This is a genomic window from Pseudomonas marincola, assembly GCF_900682675.2.
In the GTDB taxonomy this organism is placed as follows: Bacteria; Pseudomonadota; Gammaproteobacteria; order Pseudomonadales; family Pseudomonadaceae; genus Aquipseudomonas; species Aquipseudomonas marincola.
This window is the reverse complement of record NZ_LR215729.2, coordinates 225,215-250,976: the sequence shown is the minus strand read 5'-3', so window position 1 is coordinate 250,976 and position 25,762 is coordinate 225,215. Positions and strand designations below refer to the sequence as shown.

General features: G+C 58.9%; 20 protein-coding genes, 1 tRNA gene and 2 pseudogenes. 9 read left to right on the top strand and 14 right to left on the bottom strand.

The annotated features are described in order from the left end of the window. Positions 1–227: 227 nt before the first annotated feature. The 8 genes from PMYSY11_RS01015 to arsS form a co-directional block, all read right to left on the bottom strand. Entirely contained in the window at positions 228–1,592 is a 1,365-nt protein-coding gene (locus PMYSY11_RS01015; RefSeq protein WP_150548071.1) for a glutamine synthetase family protein, read from the bottom strand. Positions 1,593–1,974: 382 nt separating this feature from the next. Next, positions 1,975–3,051 (bottom strand): FAD-dependent oxidoreductase, encoded by a 1,077-nt coding sequence (locus PMYSY11_RS01010; protein WP_150548070.1) that lies wholly within the window; start codon positions 3,049–3,051, stop codon positions 1,975–1,977. Positions 3,052–3,170: 119 nt separating this feature from the next. Next, entirely contained in the window at positions 3,171–3,884 is a 714-nt protein-coding gene (locus PMYSY11_RS01005) for a DUF3047 domain-containing protein (RefSeq protein WP_090514376.1), read from the bottom strand. Further along, positions 3,884–6,025 carry an FAD-dependent oxidoreductase gene (locus PMYSY11_RS01000; protein ID WP_150548069.1) on the bottom strand — a complete coding sequence of 714 codons (2,142 nt, stop codon included), beginning with the start codon at positions 6,023–6,025 and terminating at the stop codon, positions 3,884–3,886. Before PMYSY11_RS01000 ends, PMYSY11_RS01005 begins: the two co-directional genes overlap by 1 nt. Next, entirely contained in the window at positions 6,022–6,993 is a 972-nt protein-coding gene (locus PMYSY11_RS00995; protein WP_150548068.1) for a hypothetical protein, read from the bottom strand. The genes PMYSY11_RS01000 and PMYSY11_RS00995 overlap by 4 nt, the downstream gene beginning before the upstream one ends. A 2-nt stretch (positions 6,994–6,995) precedes the next feature. After that, complete coding sequence (locus PMYSY11_RS00990) at positions 6,996–7,511, bottom strand: redoxin domain-containing protein (RefSeq protein WP_150548067.1); 516 nt, start codon at positions 7,509–7,511, stop codon at positions 6,996–6,998. Continuing rightward, positions 7,508–8,905 (bottom strand): SLC5/6 family protein, encoded by a 1,398-nt coding sequence (locus PMYSY11_RS00985; protein WP_069902237.1) that lies wholly within the window; start codon positions 8,903–8,905, stop codon positions 7,508–7,510. Before PMYSY11_RS00985 ends, PMYSY11_RS00990 begins: the two co-directional genes overlap by 4 nt. 11 nt (positions 8,906–8,916) lie before the next feature. After that, positions 8,917–9,885, bottom strand: a complete 969-nt coding sequence (gene arsS / locus PMYSY11_RS00980; protein ID WP_197737985.1) for an arsenosugar biosynthesis radical SAM (seleno)protein ArsS — start codon at positions 9,883–9,885, stop codon at positions 8,917–8,919. Positions 9,886–10,022: 137 nt separating this feature from the next. Here arsS and PMYSY11_RS00975 point away from each other — a divergent pair, with 137 nt between their 5' ends. Together PMYSY11_RS00975 and PMYSY11_RS00970 are read left to right on the top strand one after the other, a co-directional pair. Beyond that, positions 10,023–10,439 (top strand): hypothetical protein, encoded by a 417-nt coding sequence (locus PMYSY11_RS00975; RefSeq protein ID WP_069902235.1) that lies wholly within the window; start codon positions 10,023–10,025, stop codon positions 10,437–10,439. A gap of 126 nt (positions 10,440–10,565) precedes the next feature. Next, positions 10,566–13,448: an EAL domain-containing protein gene (locus tag PMYSY11_RS00970; protein WP_239655520.1), complete on the top strand. Its 2,883-nt coding sequence runs from the start codon at positions 10,566–10,568 to the stop codon at positions 13,446–13,448. A 71-nt stretch (positions 13,449–13,519) separates the two neighbouring features. Here the strand turns inward: PMYSY11_RS00970 and gabT are convergent, their stop codons facing one another. Beyond that, positions 13,520–14,800 (bottom strand): 4-aminobutyrate--2-oxoglutarate transaminase, encoded by a 1,281-nt coding sequence (gene gabT, locus PMYSY11_RS00965; protein ID WP_150548065.1) that lies wholly within the window; start codon positions 14,798–14,800, stop codon positions 13,520–13,522. Positions 14,801–15,048: 248 nt separating this feature from the next. Continuing rightward, positions 15,049–16,497: an NADP-dependent succinate-semialdehyde dehydrogenase gene (gene gabD / locus PMYSY11_RS00960; protein WP_090514399.1), complete on the bottom strand. Its 1,449-nt coding sequence runs from the start codon at positions 16,495–16,497 to the stop codon at positions 15,049–15,051. A 546-nt stretch (positions 16,498–17,043) separates the two neighbouring features. Between gabD and PMYSY11_RS00955 the strand changes: the two genes are divergently transcribed. From PMYSY11_RS00955 to PMYSY11_RS00940, 4 genes are all read left to right on the top strand, one after another. After that, positions 17,044–17,120, top strand: a tRNA-Arg gene (locus PMYSY11_RS00955). Positions 17,121–17,492: 372 nt separating this feature from the next. After that, positions 17,493–18,269: an RNA polymerase sigma factor gene (locus PMYSY11_RS00950; protein ID WP_034021837.1), complete on the top strand. Its 777-nt coding sequence runs from the start codon at positions 17,493–17,495 to the stop codon at positions 18,267–18,269. Further along, entirely contained in the window at positions 18,269–18,838 is a 570-nt protein-coding gene (locus tag PMYSY11_RS00945; RefSeq protein ID WP_150548064.1) for a hypothetical protein, read from the top strand. Before PMYSY11_RS00950 ends, PMYSY11_RS00945 begins: the two co-directional genes overlap by 1 nt. 2 nt (positions 18,839–18,840) lie before the next feature. Beyond that, positions 18,841–19,470, top strand: a complete 630-nt coding sequence (locus PMYSY11_RS00940; RefSeq protein ID WP_239655519.1) for an ImmA/IrrE family metallo-endopeptidase — start codon at positions 18,841–18,843, stop codon at positions 19,468–19,470. Between the two features lie 182 nt (positions 19,471–19,652). Here the strand turns inward: PMYSY11_RS00940 and istB are convergent, their stop codons facing one another. From istB to PMYSY11_RS00920, 4 genes and pseudogenes are all read right to left on the bottom strand, one after another. Next, positions 19,653–20,456, bottom strand: coding sequence for an IS21-like element ISPst3 family helper ATPase IstB (istB, locus tag PMYSY11_RS00935; RefSeq protein WP_003459721.1), 804 nt, complete (start codon positions 20,454–20,456; stop codon positions 19,653–19,655). After that, on the bottom strand, positions 20,449–21,948 hold the full coding sequence (gene istA / locus PMYSY11_RS00930; protein WP_121256897.1) for an IS21-like element ISPst3 family transposase: 1,500 nt from the start codon (positions 21,946–21,948) through the stop codon (positions 20,449–20,451). The genes istB and istA overlap by 8 nt, the downstream gene beginning before the upstream one ends. 264 nt (positions 21,949–22,212) lie before the next feature. Then, positions 22,213–23,298, bottom strand: coding sequence for an IS5-like element ISPst12 family transposase (locus tag PMYSY11_RS00925; protein WP_011913346.1), 1,086 nt, complete (start codon positions 23,296–23,298; stop codon positions 22,213–22,215). An 81-nt stretch (positions 23,299–23,379) separates the two neighbouring features. Then, positions 23,380–23,751 (bottom strand): annotated as a pseudogene (locus tag PMYSY11_RS00920) (helix-turn-helix domain-containing protein); the annotation flags it as partial. 244 nt (positions 23,752–23,995) lie between these two features. On the opposite strand from PMYSY11_RS00920, the pseudogene PMYSY11_RS00915 reads away from it, so the two are divergent. The 3 genes and pseudogenes from PMYSY11_RS00915 to PMYSY11_RS00905 form a co-directional block, all read left to right on the top strand. Then, positions 23,996–24,139, top strand: a pseudogene (locus PMYSY11_RS00915) (type III glutamate--ammonia ligase); the annotation flags it as partial. Between the two features lie 92 nt (positions 24,140–24,231). Next, the gene (locus tag PMYSY11_RS00910; RefSeq protein WP_073675588.1) at positions 24,232–24,777 is read left to right on the top strand and encodes a dimethylamine monooxygenase subunit DmmA family protein; all 546 of its coding nucleotides are present in this window, start codon (positions 24,232–24,234) and stop codon (positions 24,775–24,777) included. Beyond that, positions 24,774–25,718, top strand: coding sequence for a PDR/VanB family oxidoreductase (locus PMYSY11_RS00905; RefSeq protein ID WP_042921414.1), 945 nt, complete (start codon positions 24,774–24,776; stop codon positions 25,716–25,718). Before PMYSY11_RS00910 ends, PMYSY11_RS00905 begins: the two co-directional genes overlap by 4 nt. The last annotated feature ends 44 nt before the right edge of the window (positions 25,719–25,762 follow it).

Sequence of the window (25,762 nt, the reverse complement as noted above, 5' to 3'; positions counted from 1 at the left end):
CGCCCTTGCCCTTACCCCCGCTTCCGCTTTCGCTCTCGCCTTTGCTCTCGCTCTCGCCCCCAACCACGATTCCCGCTGGAGCCTCTGAAAACGTAGCGAGCGACGGGAGTGCAAGGCAAAAACGGACTTTGAAGCGGAGTTTACAAACGTAAATGAGCATTCAAAGTCCGTTTTTAACGCCGCAATCCCTAAGCGCAGTAGTTTTCAGTGTCTCCACACCCACCCGGTTAGGTGGTGGTTAGATACCACCGCCAGTCTTGCTCGCTGACTTCGGCCGCGAACTGGCGATACTCCTCACGCTTAACCGCCAAATAAACCCGCAAAAACTCTGGCCCGAATGCATCCCGTGCCCAACCCGACTGCTCCAGTGCACGCAGCGACGCCAGCCAGTCAGTTGGCAACTTTTCGCCGGCCTGTGCATAACCATTGCCGGTGACCGGTTCGCCCGGATCTATCGATTCGCGAATACCGCGATGCATAGCCGCCAGAATCGCAGCCGCCGCCAGATAAGGGTTGGCATCGGCGCCGCAGATACGGTGTTCGATGTGGCGTGTATTGGCCGGGCCGCCGGGTATACGCAAACTCACGGTACGGTTATCCACACCCCAGGTTGGCGCCAGCGGTGCATAACTGTTGGCCTGAAAGCGTCGGTAAGAGTTGGCGTTGGGGCAAAAGAACAGCAGCGTGTCGAGCAGCGAAGCAAGCATGCCGCCAACGGTTTCGCGCAGCAGCGGTGTGCCGGCCGGATCTTCACTGGCGAACAGGTTATTACCCTGCGCGTCGGCCAGGCTCACGTGCATGTGCATGCCGGTGCCCGCCATCTTGCCGTAAGGCTTGGCCATGAAGCAGGCCTGCATGCCGTGCTTGGTCGCAACGCCTTTGACCAGACGTTTGTAGCGCACCGCCTGATCCATCGCCTCCAGCGCACCGCCGTGTTCGAGGGTGATTTCAACCTGTCCCGGCGCATATTCAGAGATCGCCGTGCGCGCCGGAATGCCCTGTTCGCGGCAGCCTGCATAAAGGTCCGCCAGAAACGGCTCAATCTGCTCCAGCTCGTGCAAACCATAAACCTGGGTGGTACGAGGACGCTCGCCGTTGCGGTCCAGTGCGGGCTGCGGGTGGCCGTTGCTGTCGCGTTTCTGATCGAGCAGATAAAACTCCAGCTCGCAGGCCATGACCGGATAGTAGCCATCGGCTTTGAGCTGATCGATTATCTTGACCAGCAAGTGGCGGGGGTCGGCAACGGTTGCCGGCATACCTTCTTGCGGGTGCATGCAGACCTGCACCGCCGCCGTGGGAATCTGCCGCCACGGCATGCGCTGCAAACTCCCGGATAACGGATAGGCGCGGCAGTCGATATCACCCACATCCCAGACCAGCCCGGTGCCCTCAACATCCTCACCATTGATGCTCAGGCCCAGAATGGTGCTCGGCAGCGGTCGGCCACCGGCGTATACCGCGAGCAATTCGTCGCGGTGCAACAGCTTGCCGCGCGGGACGCCGTTGGCATCAAGGATGAACAGCTCGAACATTTCAATATCGGGATTACTGGCGAGAAACGCCTGGGCTTCTGCGATGGGCGCAAAGTGCATGTGACTCTCTTTATTATCAGAATAATGGGTACAGGCATCACCCAGCCGCTCTTTGGGAGTGACGGGTAGCCAAAACAGGGGCAATTAGCGCCAGGTCGCGGGTGCAACCGGGCTAAGACTAGGCGGTGAGAGAGTCTGGTGGGCGCGCATGGCGGCAATGCCAAAGCGCCCAGAATGCGAGGATTTGCGGCAGCAGCGGATTAACCCGGTCGGCAACCAGACAGCTCCACGCGCACAAGGGCGAGGGAAATGGCTGCACGCGGTAAAAATCTGCAATCGAGTTCATGGCCATCAGGCTCGCACAGGCAGATACGCAAGTTAAATAGAAGTTACTGCACGTTTAGTTAGCTTAAGACTAAACAATATCGCGCAGGCTTACGTTTCAGCCCTGCCACTGGTGGCGCCGGATAAAACCGTAATCGAGATAATCCTTCAAGCGCCCGAATATTTGTCCACCGGCACTCCAGTTGCGCCAGCCGAGCAGCGCGCCGCCATCGCCCGTGGCCAGCAAAGCCAAGCTCTGCCGTTGCGGCCGGTAACGGCGCAACGGCGTGCCGTGAAGCACCGCTGCCAGATTATTCGCCAGTACCTGGCCCTGACGCACGGCATAAACGCCGCTGCGCATTGCGCCGGGCAGCGCTGAACAATCACCGACGGCAAACACATGCGGGTGCGAGAAACTTTGCAGCGTTGGCGCGATGTTGACGAAGCCGCGCGCATCACACTCAAGCCCACTCTGTGCCAGCCACGGCAATGCCGCCGCGCCGCTGGCCAACAACACTCTGGCGCCCTGCCAAACCGCTTGCTGCTCACTGAATAACTGATCGTTTTCGATATGGCTGATCGGGCAATATTCGCGAACATTAACCCGTCGTTGACGCAGGTGGCCGAGCGCGCGCAAGTGCAGGCCCGCGTTGTGACCACTGAGCAAACGCCCGGAGCAAAACAGTGCAAGATGCGGCACGTGGCGGGCCATGGCCAACGCCAGCTCCACACCGGCCGCGCCGCCGCCAATGATTGCCGTTGGCGCGGGATCGTCCTTCCAACGCTGCCAGCCTTGCAGAAACGACTCGAATGGTTTGACCGCAAGGCACTCGATTGCAGTGCCCGATTGCGTGGGCTGACTCAGCGCGCCACCAACGTTCAGCGACAACCATTTGCCCTGCAAACAGGCGCCGCTGGCGAGTTGTACCTGACGCGTATCCGCTTGCAGCGCCGCGACTTGATCGACGATCAACTCGACTTTGGCGCCACGGCACAGTGGCGCCAGCTCTACACGGCAATCATCCGCTGCATGCTGGCCGCTAATCAGGCCGGGCAACATCCCCGAATACCAGGCGTGGTGACCAACGCTGACCAGCGCAATACGCCCCTGCGGCCGCTCAAACATGGCCCAGCGGCGGAGTACGCCAAGGTGCGCATGACCAGCGCCAAGCAGTATCAGATCGTATTGCGTCATGAAAGCATTCCATCGCGTTGCTCAAACGCCAGGCGTTTCAGCGTTTGAATATCCGGGGCACAGGGGTTAGACACGTTATTGCGCTGTACGCGGCCGAGCATAGCTGATGCCGCGCAGTCTCAGGGCGCCGAGTTCTGCAGCACTGGTTTGGCAAAATAGCTCACCAGCGACTCGCCGGTATTATCGCTGTCTGCGGCAAATACCACGCCGAGAATCTTGCTTGGCGCCGAGCCAAAAGCGGCAATTGCGTCGGCGCGCAGATCGCGCTGCTCCTCTTGCCACTGTTGCACCGCAGTTTCAGGCCCGCGCAGCACGCGCATCTCAACTTGCTCGGTATACGCACTGCGCGCATGAGTGCCCGGTTTTTCGCGGTTATCCCAAACGTAGCTGAGTGTCGCAACTGGCAAGTTGGAATCGTAAAAGGTCCGCGCCAGACGAATCTTTTGCCGTGTCAGAAACGGCAAGGTATCGAGCGGATAGTCCAGCAGCACGTAAACCCGCGCCGCGTAATCATCGCCCTCGCGGGTGGCAAATCGCGCAGCCTTGAGGGTTTTATCAATGCGCCATTGCCAGCTCAGCTGCCAGGCTTTATCGCCGGGTAAATCCAACGGAAACAACAGCCCGCCAGCGGCCGAATCGGCGCGAATCTGCAAGGCATTGCGCCCATCGATATCAACTACAGAACGCTGCGGCGGTTGCAGTTTAGGAATATCGGCAACCCGCCACGGCGTCGTCCAGCTGCTCTCGCCGGCACTTCCCGCCCACGGTGTAATCATGTTCTGTGCCTGCGCCAATGGCGCCAGCAGCAACAGCGACAAGAGCAGCTTTTGCATTAACTTCTCCGCCAAGTATGAAACCGTTCAACCCAACGCAACACGCCTTGCGGCGCATGCGCACGCTTCCACTCACCAGCAGCGTATTTGTTCGCCTCGCTCATGGTCGGATACGTGTGAGTGGTGCCAAGAATCTTGTTCATGCCCAGATTGTGCTTCATCGCCAACACATACTCGGCAAGCAATTCACCGGCATGTTCGCCGGCAATGCACACGCCGAGAATGCGATCTTTGCCGGGCTCGGTAAGCACTTTGACATAGCCATGCGCGGCATCGTCGGCAATGGCCCGATCAAGGTCGTCGATGCCGTAACGCGTCACCTCAAATTCGATACCTTGCTGACGGGCTTCGTTCTCAGACAAACCAACCCGGGCGATTTCTGGTGAGGTGAAGGTGCAATAGGGGATAACGCGATAATCAACCTTGAAGCGCTTGAAGCCGCCGAACAAGGAGTTCACCGCCGCGTACCAGGCCTGATGCGCCGCGACATGAGTGAACTGATACGGCCCGGTTACATCGCCAACCGCATACACGTTGGGAAAGCGTGTGGCCATGTATTCGTCGGTTTCCAGCGTGCCATTCTTGCGTACCACCAGATCGAGATCTTCGGCGCCATAACCCGTCACATTGGCCACACGGCCCAGCGCCAGCAGCAGACAGTCGAAGGCAATAATCACCTCTTCGCCGGTATCCTGATGCCGGGCGATCATGCGTTGTTCGCCATCCACACACTCGAAACGCTCGGCCTTGTGGCGCAGGCGCAAGTCGACGCCATCTGCACGCATGCTGGCCATCAACAATTCACTGGCATCGATGTCTTCGCGTGGCAGCAAACGCTCATCCAGCTCAACCTGAATCACCTGACTGCCGAGGCGCTGAAAGGCTTGCGCCAGCTCACAACCGATCGGCCCGCCGCCCAGCACCAGCATCCAGCGCGGCTGCTCACGCAGGCTCCAGATGGTATCCGAGGTGTAGGCACGAACCTGATCGAGACCGGGAATGTTCGGCACCAGCGGGCGCGCACCCGCCGCAATGATCAGGCTGCGGCTGCTGATGGTTTTGCCATTGACTTCAACTGTCCACGGCGAGGTGATTTTTGCCTCGCCGGTGATCACCTCAACGCCGAGACCGTTGTAACGCTCGACCGAGTCGTGCGGCTCGATGTCTGTAATCACGCGCTGTACGCGCTCCATCACGGCGGCAAAATCCACCCGCCCGCTGACGTCACTGAAACCCAGCGCAGCGCCCTTGTTCAGCTCATTGGCCAACTTGGCCGAACGCAACAATGCCTTGGACGGCACGCAGCCGGTATTCAGGCAATCGCCGCCCATCTTGTGCTTCTCGATCAGGCTGACCTTGGCCTTTACCGCCGCGCCAATATACGCGCTGACCAAACCGCCTGAGCCTGCGCCAATTACCAGCAGGTTGCGCTCAAAGGTGTCCGGCCGCGCCCAACCCGAATACACACGACGCGCCTTGATCATGCTGAGCAACTTGCGCGCAATCAGCGGAAATATGCCCAGCAGCACAAATGCGCCCAATACGTCTGGCGAGAGAATACCGCTGAGCGAATCGAGCTGGCCCAGTTCGCGCCCCGCATTCACATAAACCAAGGTGCCCGGCAACATCCCCAGTTGGCTAACCCACCAGAATGTGCGGGTTGGCAGACGCGTCAGGCCCATTGCCAGATTGATCAGGAAAAAGGGAAAGATCGGCACCAGACGCAGGGCAAACAGGTAGAACGCGCCTTCTCGCTCAATGCCCTGATCGATACTCGCAAGGCGTTTGCCGAATCGGGATTGCACCCAGTCCCGCAACAGAAAGCGACTGCTGAGCATGGCCAGTGTGGCGCCCAGCACCGAAGCAAATGAAACCAGCACAAAGCCTTCGAGCAAGCCGAACAACGCGCCGCCGAGCAGGGTCATCAAGGCTGCGCCCGGCAACGACAAAGCGGTAACAGCTACGTACGCCGCAAAAAATACACCGGCCGCTACCAAGGGCTCAGCGCTGACCTGTGCATTCAGTGCTGCTTGTTGGGCCTTGATGGCGTCGAGGCTCAGATACTGGCCCAGATCGAAAACGAAGAAACTGCCAATAAGCGCCAGAATCACACCCATCAGAACTAATTTACGGCTATTCATGATTCCAGCGCCTCCAGTGCGCATAGGGTCTGGCACAGGCTGAAGCCTGCCAGCAGCGCGGACTGAGGAGTATCTTCAGTCGCGCCAAGTACTCGTGCTCGGTAGGACAACGCGCCCGGGCTTGCGTGCGGCCATTGCCGGTCGAAATCGGCCAGAAATGCGTCATGGTCATAATTCAGTGACAGCGCCTCGATAAACAAGCCGTCACGCTCGGCCCGGTACAACGCCGCCGGATGTGGATGCGTGGCAATGCGGCTGATCACGCCGTAGCGGCCATTATTGAAATTGGGCAAGCCACTGGCGCCGTTATTGATCAACGCGCCGTGTTGCAGGTTGAGCGCCACCGCCGAGCAGGTGTGACTGGTCGCCAGCACCTCTATATTGTGCGTCTCGAACCACTGATCAAGCTGTTCTCTGCGCGCTTCGCTGGCCAATGCTTCACGCGAGCAACTCCAGCCTGCCAGCGACTGCTCATCGCCATGACTGATCGCCACGCGGCGACCGCCCACCGTCACCAGCGCAGTTGCGGGGCGCGCCGCCAATCTGGCCGCCATGCCGCTGATGCCCTGCACGGTGTTGTTGAGTTCGGCCTGGATCGCATTCGAGCGGTTCACCACGGCGTCGTCCACGCTGGCCGGATAAGCGCAGCCACAACCTGCACCACTGGCAGAGTCGCGACCCAACTCGGTTTCGACATTGCCACGCAGGGCGAGATGCGCCTGCAGGCCTTGTTCGATGGCCATGAAAATCTCGGGATCGCGATCAAACCAATGTGCATCGCCATTGAACACAACCCGCGCTGCTGGCTCGGCTTGCAGACGCTGCTGTAACGCGGCCAACGCCTGACGATTGCCGTACAGCCCGCCGACCACGTACAACACATCGGTCGCAAGGCTGGCGGAACTGCTGAATACCTGCGGCGGCAGGCGATAGTCCAACGGGCAATCACGCCCCGCACGCAGGTTCATGCTCAGGCTTCTCCGCGCGCCGGGTAGTCGTTGTTGATGACGTATTCGATGGCACCGAGAATCTCGTCGAAATGCGGCCGCGCAAACGGCATGGTGTTCACCGCCGACATATACAAGGTGCCGTCTGGGCGCACCAGAAAGACCCCCGGCTCGCCAAACAACGCCGGCTCTTTTTCGCCCTTGCCGGTCGAGACAAACAAGCCCCAGTTACGTGCCTCTTCAATGCTCACGCCATAACCCAGCGGCACTTTGCCGATAGTCCAGGTTTGTTGAGTTTTTTCCGCACGCTCATGGCTGTCGGTAGACAACGCCAGCACGGACACACCTAACGCGTTGAAACGTTCGATCAGCCCATTGAGTTCCTGCAAGGATTTACGGCACAGCGGGCAGTGCAGACCGCGATAAAACACCAGCAGAGTGAAGTGCTCGGGGGCCGGAGAATTCAGCTGCCACTGGCCCTCGGGCATCAGCGAGACATTGAGTTCAGGCACAGGTTGACGCGGGATCAGAGTAGTCATGAAAGCATCCTTGATTGAGTGGAAGGTGCGCACCAGCCGGCGATCACATAGCCCAGCGTGCAGAGGATTAATCCGTACAGATTGACGCCCAGTAACAGCGCGTACTTACCATCGCCAATCGCCCAGCTTTGCGGCACCCAGCCCAGACTCAGGCCCACACCTAAAACGATGCCGCACCAGAAACTCAGATGAAAACCAAGGCGCGTCGGTTTAACCCAACCATGCAACAAGAACACAGGCGCCAAACCAATCACCATGGTGCCACTGATAGTGGTGGCCTTGAGAATATCGGTGCCCGCGATCATCGGCAGATTGCCCAACACGGCAAACACCATCATTACGGCCATGCCGACGCCGATGGCTTTCTGGCCGAGATCGCGGCCTGCCATTTGCGGCAATTCACGGCCCACCAGCTTGGCCAGGCTGGAAAATGTCGAGTCGAGGGTCGAGCCCGCCGCCGACACCATCACCACGGTCATGACCATCAAGGCGCCCACACCGAGGGTTTTCGCCAATGCCGCCGGCACGTTATCGGAGGCTGGCAAACCGGTGAGCTGTGCATGCACGCCGATCAGGCTGAACGCCAGAATTGCGAAGAAACCCAACACGCCGGCAATCAGGAACGAGCGGCGCATGGTTTTCTCTTCGCTGATAAAACCGCGATCGGTCAGCACCGGGTCGTGAAAGCCATAGCTGAATATCTGCAAGCCCGCGACCAGCAACAGATCGACGCCGCTGTCGAGCGCCCAGTGGCTGGTGCTCGCCAACTCGCGCGGGGTATGCGCAGGCAGCACCAGCCCGAGCACCCAGATCAGTGCGACAACAAAAATAGCCGCTTGCGCTGCGTCGGTGAGGATCGAGCTGCGCAACCCGCCACGCAGGCTGTAGGCAAGCGTGACGGCGGTGAACAGCAAGGCCGCCACGATGAACTCGGTACTGCCGGAGTCGCCGTAATAGCCGCCGACCACCGCCGTGTTGCTCCAAACTTCATTGAACAGACGAATCAAGATCGCCGCCGAGAAAGCCAGCGCCGCACCACGCCCGTAGTTGCTGCTGAGAAAACTCACCAGACCGGTCGCAGCAAAGCGCCGCCGCAGACGATAAATGACAAACCCGGCCAGCGGAATCGACAGCCAGTAAGTGGCGTACGCCAGACCGCCAATCAGGCCGTAACTGGCACCCAGATTGGCCGCATTGGTGACCGACTTGGCAAAGATCCAGCTGATGAAAATGCTCGACGTCAGTAACCACGGCGCCGCACTGCGTCCCTGATTGTCCTCACCGTTGAAGAAGCCGCCGACGGTCACCGCGCGGGGCGACAACACGATCATCAGCACGCCGTAGACCAACAAAAATCCCCAGAAAAACAGCCCAATAGCCGAGTTGGGTTGCATAGCGATGATCCTTAAGAGTTGAGAGCGCCAGCACAACTGGAACCTTGCCCGGCGGTGCAGGCAAAGCAGTGATCACGGGTAACGATGGCATTTCCGGACAGCGAGGTATTGAGCAGGTCCCGCAAGTGCGGGCGTTGGCGGGCAATAACCTGCCCGCCAATTTCCAACGGCAGGTCAAGCATCTGGTTGAAGTCGCAATCGTATAAATAACCTTGCCAATCGACACTGACCAGCGAGCGGCACATCACGTTAGGCAGATTCTCGGCCCTGTAGCTGTCACGCAACAACTGCATATAGTCGTTGAACTGCCCCTTGCTCACGAGAGTGCTGCCGAACCGTGCAATAGGTTGGTTGGTGATGGTCAGCAGGTGATTGAAAACGATGCCGAAATCTTCCGCCAGATGGCTTTTGTAATCGGCTTCCAGCGCCACTTGCGGGGGCGGCAAGCTGGCACCTTGCGGGTTATACACAAGGTTGAGAATGAGGCCGCTGCCGGGTTGGCCGTAGCCTAGCGCATTGAGTTTTTGCAGGCCGATGATGCTGGCGTCGAACACGCCGTCACCGCGTTGCTTGTCTACGTTGTCGCGCGAATAGCAGGGCAGCGAAGCAGTAACCTCAACCTGCAGCTCGGCCAGAAATTGCGCAAGGTCTTCATAGCCGGGCTCGCTGAGAATGGTCAGGTTGCAGCGATCAATGACGCGCAAACCTTCGCGGCGCGCGTGCGTGACGATTTCGCGAAAGCGCGGGTGCATCTCGGGCGCGCCGCCAGTCAAATCCAGGGTATGTACAGGATGCGCGTCGATCACCTGATGCAGCAGTTGCAGGCTGTCGTCAGTCATCGCCTCTGTGCGCGTTGGCCCGGCATTCACATGGCAATGCAAGCAGCGCTGATTACACAGGTAGGTTAAATTGATCTGCAGGGCTTCAAGCGCACCACGAGTAATCGGCGGGAAAGCCAGATCATCCAGCAAAGGTAGCATTGCGCGCACAGTAAACTCCAAAAATTAATCTAGGCAATAGAGCTGTAAAAGCTGAATTAATTACAAGCGCAGACAATTATTTTCAGCATAACTGCTATACAAAACTATGCGCTCACAACCAAGCAATGAGGTTTCCGATGTTACGCCTATGCCTGTTCTTCGTTGCCGGATTTCTTGCGGTAATTTTCTTTCATCAGCCGATTTTAGGGCTTCTGCATGGTGCCGGAATTGTTCCGGTCGCCCCTTTCAATATGGCGCAAACCGCACCTTTGGGTGTGCCGTCGATACTTTCTGCGGCCTTTTGGGGTGGCGTCTGGGGCATAGTCATGCTCTCGGTTTTCCGCTGGCAGGCAGACCAGCCGCAGCCATGGCTAAAAGGCCTGTTTTTTGGCGGCATTGCGTTGACATTAGTAGCGCTAATTGTTGTTTTCCCGCTTAAAGGAATGGGCTTTAATTTAAGCCAATTGCCTGGACGTTTTTTTATCGGTTTTCTGGTAAATAGTGCCTGGGGAGTGGGCACTCTGATATTCGCCCGCACCCTACTCGGCAAATAAAAAAGCCACGCGCTCAGGCGACTGGCGAACTTGCAGCACTTTCAAGCTCTCGGTCACCCTGCTAGCGGCAGCGGTGACCCAGGCAAGAGAGCCGAGTTACCCCGAATATTCTTGCGGACGCCTACTTTGCCATTTATCAATCTGCTGCTTTCACTGCTACTGCTGGCCTTCAGCGTCGCCGTTCCCGCGGCAACGCTGCCAATGCAGACAATGACTGCCGAGCAATTGGTTAATCCGGTAGATATCAAACAAGTACTCGTACTCGAAGACCGCAACTCGGCGCTCACCGCCAACGAGGCGCTCAATCAAATTCGCAGCCAGGGTAAGTTAGTCGCCGGCACTCCGCGCCTGGGTTACTCCGACAGTGCCTGGTGGGTGGCATTCGAGCTGAATGCGCCGCCTGCCATGCAGCTGGAGATGATCATTGATCAAGCCTTCACCGATGACATTGAACTGTGGCTGTACGACCGCGACCGTTTAATCGCACCGATTTACAGCGGCGATCACCTGCCATTCCTGCAGCGGGGCGTGCCGTTTCCACGCTTTATGCTGACCCTGCCAAGGCTCGGCGTAGGCCCGCATACTCTGCTGCTGCGGGTTCATAGCGCCTCGGCCGTGAGCCTGCCAATGCAGTTGGTGAGCAGTGAAAAAAACACCCTGTTGGTGGCCGTAAACTGGCTACTCGGTGGCCTGCTGATTGGCGGTTTGATGAGCCTGGCCGTTTTTTACATGCTCAAATTCCGCGCGCTGCGTGAACAACAACTGGGCTACTTCTGCATTACCGCGCTGGCCTTGTGTGCTTACAGTGCCAGCTTGCATGGCGTAATTGATCTGCTGTTCAGTCAATGGCCGTGGCTTTCCAAGCGCTTGGTGCAGGTTGCCAACCCGCTGATGCTGATCTTCAGCACCTTGTTCATCATCAGCGCGCTGCGCCTGAAACTCGGCACTGTGCTGCGACTGGCACTGAATGTGTTGATCGCCATCATCGTGCTGGTGAGCTTATGGAACGCGCTGTACAGCGACGATTACCGCGGTTACCAGGCCTTTAACCTGGTCCTGTTGCTGGTCGGCCTGTTCCAGGCATTGGTGGTCACACTCAGCTTGATCAAAGGGCTGCCTTATTCGCGCGGCTATTTCCTCTGCTGGATCAGTGCGCTGGTGATGATGACCGTGCTTCCGCTGGGACGTCTGGGCATTATCAACCTGCCTTCAGATGCCTATGCCCTGCAGACCTTTTTGCCGCTGCTGAGCATGCTGCTCTTCAGCGCGGTACTCGACCGCCAGCTTGAAAACGTGCGCAAGGCATTGCTCAGCAGCCAGTCGCAAGCCATCGATAACCTTGAGCAATACCGCGCCTTGTTCAATAGCGCCCGCGAAGGCATTTTCCGCTGCACGCTCAACGGCACCCTGCTGGAAGCCAACCCCAGCCTGATCCGCTTTCTCGGCTCAACGCCGGGAGACGGAAGCTGGCAAGCACTGCCCGTGCAGAAACTGTTGGGTACAACGCAATGGACCAAGCTGGTGGCAAAACTGGACGCCGCACACCCGTCGGTGAGCCAGGAATGTCAGCTGCGCGACCTTAATGGCAAGCGTCATTGGGTCTACCTTTCGTTGCATCTGCGCTCAGCCCATACCTGTATTGAAGGCATCATTTTCGACCTCAGTGACCGTCGCCAGCTCGAAGACCGCCTCAAGCATCAGGCAGCACATGACTCACTGACTGGCTTGCTCAATCGCCGGGAACTCGAGCGCCTGCTCCAGCTGAGCCTGCTAAGCAACGACACCAGCCGTTTCAGCCACTTGCTGTACATCGACCTCGATCAGTTCAAGCAGGTGAACGACCTGTGCGGCCATTCGGCGGGCGATCAGTTGCTCAAACAATTGTCCGCACATATGCAAAACATGCTGCCGAAGAGTGCGCAGTTGGCGCGCATTGGTGGCGATGAGTTTGTCGTACTGCTGCGCGAACAAGATCACTTCGTCGCGCTGGGACAGGCCGAGCGTTTGCGCCGCAGTGTCGAGCAATTCGTTTTCATCTGGGAAAACACCCCGTTCCGCCTGCATGCGAGCATCGGCGTGCTCACCCTCAGCCAGGATATTTGTGACTGGGAAACCGCTCTGCGCTGGGCCGACAGCGCCAGCCAGCAGGCCAAGGTGCTGGGCCGCAACCGGGTTCAACAGTTCAACCCGACTGACGGCGCATTGCAGGAACAACAACGCCAGTTGCAATGGATCACCCGCCTGCAAGAAGCCATGCGCAGCAATCATTTCGTGCTGTTTTACCAGCCGGTCATGCCCCTGCAAACGGTGCACGACGAACTGCATTATGAGTTGCTGCTGCGTTATTGCGACCCGGCGACTGGCGAGTTCATCAGCCCCGAGCGCTTCATGCGCGCGGCTGAACGCTACAGCCTGCTGGTCGATATCGACCGCTGGGTGGTGCGCAACCTGTGCCAATGGCTGAGCAATAACCCGGAGCACCTGCAGCAGCTTGGCCAGGTCAATCTCAACCTCAGCACGCATTCGTTGCTTGATGCCAGCTTCCACATCTTCTTGTCGCAGGAGTTGATGAGCAAAGGAATTCCGCCACACAAAGTGTGTATCGAAGTTACCGAAATGGTCGCACTGGGTGAGCTTGCGGTGTCCACCAAATGGCTGAAAAGCCTGCGCAGTCAGGGCTTCAAAGTGGCGCTGGACGACTTCGGCAGCGGCTTTGCGTCCTACGCTTACCTGCGTCATTTGCCGTTGGATATTCTCAAGATCGACGGCAGCTTTATCCGCGGCATCGAGCACGATCGCATCAATCAGGCGATGGTTGGCTCCATGCAGCAGATTGCCAAGCAACTTGGCCTGCAAACAGTCGCTGAATTCGTCGAGACCCAAGAGTCGCTCGAATGCCTGCGCGCGCTGGGTATCGACTATGGACAAGGCTACTGGATTGCCGAACCGGCGCCACTGAGCAGCCTGACCAAACCTCTGCCCACCGCCTCCGCCCGTTTCGGCCTTTAACTCAGCCTGAATTGCAGGCAAAAAAAGACCCGCCAACGCTTAACGCTGGCGGGTCTTTTTAGCAACTAGCCTCAGGCCAGTTCGTCAAAGCACTCAGCGATAATCGCCAGGCCCTGATCAAGCTGTGCGTCAGGTGCAGTCACCGGCACCAGCACGCGCAGAACGTTGCCGTATGTACCGCACGACAGCAGGATCAGACCCTTTTCGCGTGCCTTGGCAACAACCTGACCTACCAGAGCAGCAGCTGGCTTGTGGTGGTCGCCATCTTCAAACAGCTCAACAGCGATCATCGAACCCAGTGCGCGCACGTCACCGATCGACTTGTGCTTGGCCTGAATAGCCTTGAGGCCAGTGACCAGACGCTCGCCGACAGCCTTGCTGCGATCCAGCAGGCTCTCTTCTTCAAACACTTCCATGACCGCCAGAGCAGCCGCACAAGCAATCGGGCTACCGGCATAAGTGCCGCCCAAACCGCCCGGCGCGATCGCGTCCATGTATTCGGCCTTGCCGCACACGCCCGCCAACGGGAAGCCACCAGCAATCGACTTAGCGAAAGTGGTCAGGTCAGGAGTAACGCCCATCTGCTCCATCGCGAAGAAGGTGCCGGTACGGCCAGCGCCAGTCTGTACTTCGTCAGCGACCAGCAGGATGCCGTGCTGGTCGCACAGGGCGCGCAGACGCTTCATGAAGTCTTTCGGTGCCACGTAGAAACCACCTTCGCCCTGAACCGGCTCGATGATGATCGCAGCGATGTCTTTAGGCTCGGCGTCGTTCTTGAAAATGCGCTCGATGCTGGCAATCGCGTCGTCAGTGCTGACGCCGTGCATTTCACACGGATACTGCGCACGGAACACGCCGCCCGGCATCAGGCCCATGCCTGCCGAATACGGAACAACCTTGCCAGTCAGACCGAGGGTCATCATGGTACGGCCGTGGTAGCCGCCGGTGAACGCGATTACGCCGGCACGGCCAGTGGCAGCGCGGGCGATTTTAACGGCGTTCTCAACAGCTTCAGAACCAGTAGTGACCAGCAGAGTTTTCTTGTCGAAATCGCCTGGCACTTTGGCGTTGATCTTTTCGCACACTTCAACGTACGGCTCGTAAGCCAATACCTGGAAGCAGGTGTGGCTCAGCTTGGTCAGTTGTTCCTGCACGGCAGCAATAACTTTCGGGTGCAGGTGACCGGTGTTGAGCACGGCGATGCCGCCGGCGAAGTCGATAAACTCACGACCTTCAACGTCCGTTACGGTTGCGTTCAGCGCTTTTTCAGCGAAGATCGGGTGGATCTGACCTACACCGCGTGGAACGGCAGCAGTACGGCGTTGCATCAAGGATTCGTTGGTCTTGCTCATGACTTCCTCATTCGCCACTCATCGTGTGGCGTGGTTCAAGGACAAAGCAGCTCGACAACCTGCGACGCATGCATTCGATGATCGACTGCGTCGCCGTTGCCCGGCTACAGGGGTGGTTTAAAACTTGCCGGCGCCACGCTAATCGGGCGTCCGGCAAGACGGTGGCCGGTAAGGGCGTCCAGTTGGCTCTTGCCAGTGAACAACCCTCACCCACTCACCCGCGCAATATCACTATTGCACGCAGGTAATCAGATGCTCAGGCAGAGGTATTTGATTTCCAGGTAGTCTTCGATGCCGTACTTGGAACCTTCACGGCCCAGGCCCGAAGCCTTGATGCCGCCGAAAGGAGCGACTTCGTTGGAGATCAAACCGGTGTTAACACCGACCATACCGTATTCCAGCGCTTCTGCAACACGGAACACACGGCCCATGTCACGCGCATAGAAGTAAGACGCCAGACCGAACTCGGTGTCGTTGGACATGGCGATAACATCAGCCTCGTCCTTGAAGCGGAACAGCGGCGCCAGCGGGCCGAATGTCTCTTCTTTAGCCACCGCAGCGTTGCGCGGAACGTCGACCAGAATAGTCGGCTCGAAGAAGCTGCCACCCAGGCTGTGCTGCTTACCGCCAGTCAGTACCTTGGCGCCTTTGCCAACGGCGTCTTCGATGTGTTCCTGGACCTTGGCGACGGCTTTGTCGTCGATCAGCGGGCCAGTGGTCACACCGTCTTCCATACCGTTACCGATATTCAGCTTGGCCACTGCAGCCTTGAGCTTCTCGGCGAAGGCATCGTAAACGCCATCCTGAATGTACAGACGGTTGGCGCAAACACAGGTCTGACCGTTGTTGCGATACTTGGAAATCAGCGCGCCTTCAACAGCGGCGTCCAGATCGGCGTCGTCAAAAACGATAAATGGCGCGTTACCACCCAACTCCAGCGACACTTTCTTGATGTCTTGGGCACATTCGGCCATCAACTGGCGACCAATTTCAGTCGAGCCAGTGAACGACAGCTTACGTACGGTTGGGTTGCTGGTCAGCTCGCCGCCAACATCGCCAGCGCTACCAGTGATGACACTCAGCACGCCTTTCGGAATGCCGGCACGCTCAGCCAGAACAACCAACGCCAGTGCCGAGAACGGAGTCTGCGAGGCAGGCTTGATGACCATGGTGCAGCCCGCTGCCAGAGCAGGACCGGCTTTACGGGTGATCATCGCAGCCGGGAAGTTCCACGGCGTAATCGCGGCGGTCACACCGATTGGCTGCTTCATCACGATCAGGCGCTTGTCGGGCTGGTGGCCAGGAATCACGTCGCCATAAATACGCTTGGCTTCTTCTGCGAACCACTCGATAAACGAGGCCGCGTAAGCAATTTCGCCCTTGGCTTCAGCCAGCGGCTTGCCCTGCTCAAGAGTCATCAGGCGACCCAGGTCGTCCTGGTTTTCAATCAGCAATTCGTACCAACGGCGCAGCTTGTTCGCGCGCTCTTTGGCAGTCAGTGCGCGCCAAGCCGGCAGTGCGCGGTCCGCTGCTTCAATAGCGCGGCGGGTTTCGGCAGCGCCCATCTTCGGCACAGTGCCGATGATCTCACCCGTGGCCGGGTTGTTGACCTTGATAGTCTGACCGTTGTCCGCATCAAGCCAGGTACCATCAATGTATGCCTGCTGACGGAACAGCTGGGTGTCTTTTAATTGCATGACAGTCTCCTCTTCCCGACACCAGCGTCGGATGGTTAATGGTGGCGCCGGGGGTAAAAACCCATTGAATAAATGCAAAATAAAACGCTAACGCTTCATCCCGCTTATAGAATTCGAAAGGACTCTGTCGCAGGAGTTCCGGATAGTCGCAGCAGGAGCGTTTGAAATCTCAAACGAATCCTAGGGTCGCAAGGGGTAAAGGGCAATAGTCTGTGCAAAAAAATGTACAAAAATAAGCGGTTTTTTATTGTTTACCGATAAACGAAACCACAAAACGCTATTTATGTGCAGAATCACGAACAATGCGCAGGCATGGACTCAAACGCCATAGATGCGTATCATTGCGCCCGCACTGCAAGCGCTCCCGCGCCCCTCGCCACTGCTGAAGCCAATGGTTTTACAGCAGCCGATTGCAGTCTAGGGCCAACGGCCTGCTTCATTACGCACCAGTAGCTCAGCTGGATAGAGTACTGCCCTCCGAAGGCAATACTCCTCGAGTTGAGAAGGGTGACAGCTAGTGGTCAAATAGGCCGCCGCAACAATTACGCACCAGTAGCTCAGCTGGATAGAGTACCGCCCTCCGAAGGCGGGGGTCGTGGGTTCGAATCCCGCCTGGTGCGCCATATCTATTTGATTTATTGGGCTTTTTTACAGAAGCCCGATCCATCACTCCGCACCAACCAATCCTAGCGCCGAAGCTAATTCTGGCGACGTTCGCAGCAGGCAATGAGTACTGCCCAAACAGACCTTTTGAGGTTGGTTTTCGGGCTGTGCCAATTCTGTGCCTAAACCGTGCCACACGGCCTGTTCACATCCCGCGCCTCTGCGGCTGCGCGAGTACTAGCTCGTCGCCCACCAGCCGCATAGCAGCATCGGTCATCGCCACCCAACCAAAAACCTGTTTATGCAGTGGCTGGCTGCAGCATCAAGCAGTGCTCTGGTGTTACATTTTGCGGAGTACCTCACGGAAGGCTTTAGCAGACAAAGGAGTAGCCGTGGCGCGTCCCCTTCGCAAGATCAAACTTGATGGAACCTTGTATCAGCGGCGTCCGGCCGTCGAAGCCGAAATTCATGATTTGACGGCCGTTAGCCCCTCCGAACTTGAGCGCAGAGCGTCCATTTGCTCCCGCACCTCCCCCGGCTTTGTCTCACCGGAAGTGTTGGTGCACTTTGTCCGGAACGTGGGAGCCGGAATGCATCGCGAAAGGCTAACTGAGCTTCTACTCCAGCGCGTTTACCTTCTCCTGCCTCGCGCCGAGAATGCAGGCGAGGCCACAGCCTCACTTACCAAGACAAACATCCGAGATGATGTCGTCGACCATTTCGTTGACCTGCTGCTCAGCGATCGAGCGTCCTATGACGACCGCTTGGATTACTACGAGATAAACTTTAACTCGGCCATCGCCAAAGACCGGAAGGATGCCAGTGATCGCCATTGGAAGCGTGATAGCCAGAGTGAAGAGCTGGGCACGGATGAGGATGGTGCTTACAACGCCCTGGACGAGGCAATTGGTGGCTACGACCCTTTTGACCCCCGCGAGCTCGACGAAAAATTTTACCGGCTACGGCTCGACGAAGAGATTGATAGTCTGCCTGAACTCCAAAGAAGAATCGTCGAAATGTGGCGCCAAGAGATTCCCATCGACTCGCAAGACCCCTCTGTCGTGACCATAAGCAAAGCACTGGGCAAGAGCGAGAAAACCATCCGTACGCACCGCGACAAGGCCTTTGCGACTCTGCGACTGCGTCTTGAACGCAAGGGGGGACTGTGATGACTAAGCGTTCGCCAATTTCTAGCGAAGACGTCATGAACGCTTTCGCGATGGATTTCGAGCCAGGGTCCGAGGTCCTCAAAAAGTATCTTGCCGACTATCCCCAGTTCGCTGCCGACCTTGTCGATCTCGCCAGAGAGCTTTCCCGGCAAGTCGACGAGGACCTTCCGCTCAGCGCCCAAGAGCTCGCCGCCGTGAGCGCTAAAATGGGCCGGCTCCGCGAGTCCGTAGTCACGGTGGAAATCCTGCAGGCCGCCTCGCCAAGGACCTTCGCTTTAGCAGCCAAAGCTCTCGGATTACCCATGCAGGTCGGCGTCGCCATTCGCGAGCGACGAATAGATGTTGCGACGTTGCCAAGCCGGTTCCTCGAGCGCTTAGCTAACGCGCTACAAACATCAGTCTCTGTTGTTCAGTCGTTTCTCCTCTTGCCTGCGCAGGCATCAGCGCTTCGTGCAAACAAGTCGGATGACAAGCCAGCCCCGGCCGAAAAAGTCCCGTTTGAACGCCTTTTAAGAGAGGCGGGGATGGATGAGGAGCGCATTTCACGGCTGCTCCACGGCGATGACTGACCATGGACCAACTAGAACTCGCTCGACAGCACGCGAAGCGCTTGCATTATGAAGCAGTCGAACACGGCAGCGATCCATGGTCTCCTTATCAGTTCGCCGAAGACATAGCGGAGACGCTGGGCATCACGGTTGAAAGGTGCCTCCCTGGCGCTTCAATCCTGGACGGGGCGCGCGCAACGTTTGATGCCGCCTTGCCGCTGATTGTTCATGAGGACTTAGGAACACCATTCGAGCAAGCCTTTCTCGTCGCGCATGAAATCGGGCACGCCGTGCTAGGCGACGGTGAGGAAGAGGAGGAGTCAGCATTTCAAATCGATCCAGCGCGAACCTCTGAGGTCGCGCCAGTTGGCATGGAGCGCGTGGTCGATTACAGCCGACGGCAGCGCCGAGAAGTCCAGATGGACCTCTTCGCGAGAGAGTTGCTGCTGCCACGGTCGAGAGTCTTTGACTTGCACGTCACTCAAGGCCAGACCTGCTCGGAGATTGCAAACCGGTTGGGTGCACCCTTCGAGGTCGTCGCACAGCAGATGCTTGATGCGCTTTTGCTCCCCCCTGTGCCAGTAGTTGCTGCAGAAGCGCCTGTCGAAATTCCACTCAACGAGAAGCAACAAACGGCAGCCTGTTGGCGCTGATGGAAAATTGACCCACCCTGCCGATTGAAATTTGACCCAGAGCGGATTGCTGATTTTGTTACCAGCAACTGTGGATAAGTCTACCAGCGCAGCTGCTTTTGAACCCACTCCTTCGTTAGCCCAGTTCAGCTGTTGAAGACCTGCCACATGCAGCCATGCAGCAGGCCATCGTCACCATGAAATCAGAACGGCTCATCGTCCTCCGGTTCCTGGCCGCCCTTACGCTTTCGCTCCCGTGATTTGATCTTGGCCTGGGCCGCCAAGCTGCTGTGTTGCAGGCGATAGGACTCGTTACCGGTTTCGACGATGTGGCAGTGGTGCGTAAGCCGATCCAGCAAGGCTGTGGTCATCTTGGCGTCGCCGAACACGCTCGACCATTCGGCAAAGCTCAGGTTGGTGGTGATCACCACGCTGGTGTGCTCGTACAGCTTGGACAGCAGGTGAAATAACAGCGCGCCACCGGCCTGACTGAAGGGCAGATACCCCAGCTCGTCGAGGATGACCAGATCCATGCGTAGCAGTGCCTGGGCGATCCGCCCGGCTTTGCCGTCGTGTTTTTCGCGCTCCAGAAGATTGACCAGATCGACCGTGGAGTAGAAGCGCACGCGCTTGCCATGCCGGGTGATGCCGGACACGGCCAGTGCGGTGGCCAGGTGGGTTTTGCCGGTGCCTGGGCCGCCGATCAGCACCACGTTCTGCGCGGTGTCGGTAAAGCTCAGATTGGCCAGCTCGCTGATCAAGCGAGCGTCGGCGCTGGAGGCGCTGAAGTCGAAGCCGGCCAGATCGCGGTGCATCGGCAGCTTGGCCATGTTCATCTGGTGGCTCACCGAGCGCATGGCGCGATCTGTGTGCTCTTGTTCCAGCAGGTGTTCGAGCAGCCACTTGGACGAGGCTGTGTTCGACTCACCCTGTGCAGTTAACTCCGCCCAGGCCGTGGCCATGCCGTGCAGGCGCAGCTCCTTGAGTTCCGCCATCAAATCACGCATGACCGACCTCCTCGGCCTGGCCACGCAGGCGGTCGTAGCGCGCCGTGTTAGCGACGGGGGCTTCCTTGAGCGACAAGTGGGTTTCGACGCTGGGTGGTGGTTCGGATGCTGTCAGCCGTGCCACGACATTGAGGATGTGTTCGGCGCTCAGGCTGCCGCTCTCCAGTACCAGCTCAACGGCTACCAGCACGGCATCGAGTCCGGCGACCGGTACGGCAGCCAGGACTTGCGCCATGATCCGGTCACCGCCGGCATGACGCCCCAGACCGTGCTTAAGCTGACGCAGCGGTGCTGGCAGATCAGCAAAGGGCGCTCCGTTGCGCAGCGCACCGGGCTTGCGTTCGATCAGCGGGAGGTAGTGCTGCCAGTCATAGCTGACCTGGTCGCGATCCAGCAAGCGGACATGGCTGGCAATCAGCGCATCATCGGCCACCACCTCGATTCGCGTCGGATACAAACGGCTGCTGACCCACTTACCCGCGTACTCACATGGCACCGAGTAGCGGTTGCGCCCGACGCTGACCAGGCAGGTGCTGGAGACCCGCGCAGGCCGCTCGACGTAACCGTCGAATGGCGCTGGCACAGGCATCAGTTCAGCGCGCTCCAACTCCAGCACTTCGGCTACACTCAGCCCGCTGTATTGAGGGTGCGTCAGCTCGTTCCAAAGCGCGCGGCAGCGCTGGCCCAGCCAGGCATTGAGTTCCTCGAAGGAGTGAAAATGACAGTCCTGGGCGTCTAGCCAGATGCGCCTACGGCTGTCTTGCACGTTCTTTTCAACGATGCCCTTTTCCCAACCAGCGGCGACGTTGCAGAAGTCCGGATCGAACAGGTAATGCGCGCACATCACCGCAAAGCGCGCATTCACCGTCCGGCCTTTGCCCTTATTGACCTTGTCGACGGCCGTCTTCATGTTGTCGTAGATGCCCCGGCGCGGCACGCCGCCCAAGGAGCCGAACGAGCGTGTATGGGCGTCAAATAACATCTCATGGCCCTGGCTCGGATACGCCACAAGCCAGAACGCACGGCTGGCACACAGCTTCAGATGTGCCACCTGCATACGCCGGTAAATGCCGCCGACCAGCAAGCCTTCCTCGCTCCAGTCAAACTGAAACGCCTCGCCAAGAGCAAAGGTCAGCGGCACAAAGGCCTGCGACGCCTTGCCCTGTCCCCCTCGCCAGGCACGGATAAACGCGGTGAGCTGGCTGTAGCCACCGTCATAACCTTCGGCTTTGATTTGCGCCAACAGCGCCTTGGCACTGCGCCGCTGTTGCTTGGGCCGCAGCGAATCGGCTTTTAGCGCCTGCTCCAGCGTGGCGTGAAAAGGGCTGAGTTTGTTGAAGATCGCGCGGCGTTGGTAGACCGGCGGCTTGGCCTCAGGTGCTCTGACCCACTTGCGAATCGTGTTGCGCGCCAACCCGGTGCGCTTGGCTATCTCATGCAGCGACAGCTTGTCGCGGAAATACATCCGGCGGATTTTGCCCATCATTTCCATACTGATCACCCTGTGTTCTCCTGCTCAAAAATTGAGCAGAAGCAGTTGAACACCTGGGTCAGTTTTCAGTCGGCAGAACAGCCTCTACTGGGTCAGTTTTCGGTCAGCGGCAACACTCGGCTTCAACTGCCCCAACCCGTCCGGTTTGGCGCTTTTTCAAGCGCTTTGGCCTAACGGAGTCCACACAAGGCCTGACTTCAGGCCTTTTTGACAGGTTTCAGCACCACGTTCACGCCTTTCGGCGTTTTTGGGGCGTAACTCGCCCTATACATGCGATCCTCGCCACCAACCCGACAGGCTACCCAGTCGGATCAGGTTGTAGACCGAGAAACCCAGCAATAACTGAGCACTCAGCTTGGCGCGACCGATCAGCTTGGTCTTGCGCAGGCCGCCAACCGTCTTCAGCCAGCCAAAACCTTCTTCGATCCGCTTGCGGATCTTCTGGCTGGCGGCATACCCCGGATGCCGCGTGGTGCGCCCATCGATGGCGCTGCCCTTGCGCTTCTGCGCCACATGCGGTGTCACTTTCAGCTCGCGCGCCCTCTGCACGAAACGCTTCTGGTCGTAATTCTTGTCTGCACCTACCGTGCTGCCCGGCTTGGCCGTGCGCTCCAGCATCTCCAGCGCCGCCTCTACCTCGGCACGTCCATTGAACTCGGTGCATTCCACATCCACGATCAGACCGTTGCGGTGCTCCATCATCGTGTGGGCCATGTGCGCCAGACGACTGGCATCGCCATTGCTCTTGCGCGCCAGCCGGGCCTCGGGATCGCTGGTCGATTGGTGGGTCGCGTTGCTGCGCTTCTCGCCCTTGAAGTCGGCATCGGGGTTGCGCGTGCCATCCTCCGGTGGGTCGCCGCCATCCTTCTTGATAAAGGACTTGTGCGAGGCCCAGGCGTCGATCAGCGTGCCATCGACGCTGAAATGCTCGTTGCTGGCGTACTCGGACCATGCGGCCAGCGACTTGATGCGCTGGAAGAACAGCCGCGCTACATCCTGGTTGAACAAGCGGTCACGGTTCTGGCTGAAGGTCGAGTGATCCCACATGCGCTCGTCCATCGACAAGCCGACGAACCAGCGAAACAGCAGGTTGAAATCAATCTGCTCGACCAACTGCCGCTCGGAGCGAATGGTGTAAATCACCTGCAGCAACGAGGCGCGCAGCAGCCGCTCCGGCGCAATCGAGGCCCGTCCCAGGGTGGAGTACAGCCCGTCGAAGTCCCGATCCATCGAAGCCAGAACGGTATCGACCAGGCCTCGCAGGGGACGCAGCGGGTGATCGTTCGGGATGCGCTGCTCCAGCGTCGTATAACTGAACAGCTCGTTTTGTTTGAGGTCGAGTCCACGCATCGGCTTGGGCTGGCTTCGGCAGAAGAGGATGGCCGCCATTTTGCCAGAGCCACGCGGGCTCTGGCTTTTTTCAACGGCCTGATAGGCCTCGAAGCTCTTCTTCGGCCCACGGGTGTGATTGAGCAGACGATAGGTGTGACCCTTGTCGGTGCCACGGCGCACCACTTCCAGGCCTTCGCCGCCTTTCACCAGCAGGGCGCTGCCACCTTGCTGGTCATACTGGCTGAACAGTTTCGACATGGGCATGCCGAGCACATCGCAGAGACGGCTCAGGGTGTCGAGGCTGGTGGAGACCTGGGCGTTTTCGATCTTGCTCAGCATGCCCTGGCTGATGCCGGCGATGCGTGCCACATCGGCGATCTTCAGTTCCTGCGCCTGCCGCTGGCGGCGGATCTGCATGCCCAGGTATTGCTCGAGCTTGAGACGGGGAGGGATTTCTGTAGAAGTCGTCATGCGTGCTTTTATCTTCTTGTGAATAAAAAATTCGCACTGAGAATGTGCGGGATGCCTTTCTTCGGTGCATTTTCACGGTTTTAATTTCCTCCTATGAAAGCATCTTTCCTTCACGGATAGAAGAATGACGGGCTTTCAGGGGATTTCGAACAGGTAGGGAGAGGTTGGCAAGCTGCTTGCATTTCTTTTGGGGAAATTAAAATTCCCCAGCGGAATAATGGCGACGCCACCGGAGGCCCCAACCATGTTGCCCAGCGAAACCCAGAAAATCATCGACCAGCACGGCATCAAGTACGTGCTGGCTCAGTTCGTCGATATCCACGGCGCGGCCAAGACCAAGTCGGTGCCGGTCTCGGGCCTCAAGGCGGTGGCCGAGGAGGGCGCCGGCTCATGCTTTCTCTGTAAGAACAAAAAGTTCTCCAGGGGAATTTTCTCTGGAGCAAACCGACCATCGCCTTGCTCTCACCCGGAGGGTTTCCGATGACAGCATCCAGTGCCGAACCCATGTTCAGTACCCCACGTTATGCCACCGAGGTGTCCCGACATACGGCCAGTCGCCGTATCGTGGTGGCGCAGCAGGCGAGCCTGGCCACCAGGCTGCTCCACCACCCTGCGCCGACTCTGCTGCTGTGCCTGGGCGAGACGTTGCCGGGCAGTGTCGAGCAGGAGAGCCTGCCCAGCAGCGAAGCGCTGTACCTGCGCTTGCAGATGCTGCTGGAGCAGGCCCAGGCCGGCACCCGCTTGTACGTCTGTGGCGATGAAAGCTTTCTCTGGCACGTTCATCGCCTGGCGCGGCAGGCCGGCCTGCTCGGCGACGAGATCGAACTGTTCAAGCAGGGCGCGCGACGCCGCCTGTACTGCGTGCACTGCGGGCATATTCAGGACATCGGCAGCGAAGGCGAGTGCACCTGTGGCCAGTGCCGGGTGAAGTTATTCGTCCGTGAGCATTTCTCCCAGCGCCTCGGCGCCTACATGGGCGTCTGCATCGACCCGGACAGCCCCTATGCGCCGGAGGTGCGGTCATGAGCGCGATGATCGAGGTGCAGGTCACCGACGTGCGTCAACTGACCCCGGTGGTGCGCGAGTTCAGCTTCCGCGCGATCGACGGCACGCTGCCGGGCTTTTCCTGCGGCAGTCACGTGCAGGTGATTTTGCCCACCGAGGGGCGCACGCTGCGCAACGCCTATTCGCTGCTGGGCGACCCGCGCGACACTGGTGCGTACCGCATCGCCGTGCGCCTGCAGGAGGCCTCGCGCGGCGGTTCGCGTTACCTGCACGAGCAGGTGCGGGTCGGCGACCGTCTGCAGATCGGTGCGCCGAGCAACCTCTTCGCCCTGCATTCGCAGGCCCGTCACCACATTCTGGTGGCCGGTGGCATCGGCATCACACCCTTCATGGCCTATCTGGCTGAGCTCGGCGCGCAAGGTGCTTCGTTCGAACTGCACTACGCCTACCGCAGCGGCCTGACCGACGCCTACGCCGGCGAGCTGCGCGAACGCCTGGGCGAGCGCTTTCATGGCTACGACGCCGCTGCCGGCCAGCGCCTGGACTGCACCAGCCTGTTCGCCGGCAAGCCGCTTGGCAGTCACCTTTACGTCTGCGGCCCGCAGCGCCTGCTCGATGAACTCAAGACTTTGGCTGGCGCCCACGGCTGGTCGGACGGGCGCCTGCACTGGGAGGCCTTCGCCGCACCCGAGCCGGGCCAGCCCTTCACCGTCGAGTTGGCGCGCAGTGGCCAGCGTCTGCAGGTGCCGGGCGACCACAGCCTGCTCGAAGCGCTGGAGGCGGCCGGTGTCGAGGTGCCCAACCTGTGCCGGGGCGGGGTATGCGGGCAATGCACCACGCGCTACCTGAGCGGCGAGGTGGAGCACCGCGATCACTACCTGGATGAGCAGCAGCGCGGTGAGGCGCTGATGCCCTGCGTTTCCCGTGGCGGCTGCCGCGGCACGCTGCTGCTCGATTTGTAGGGTGCGCCGTGCGCACCACAACGATTGTGACCGGTGCACTCAGC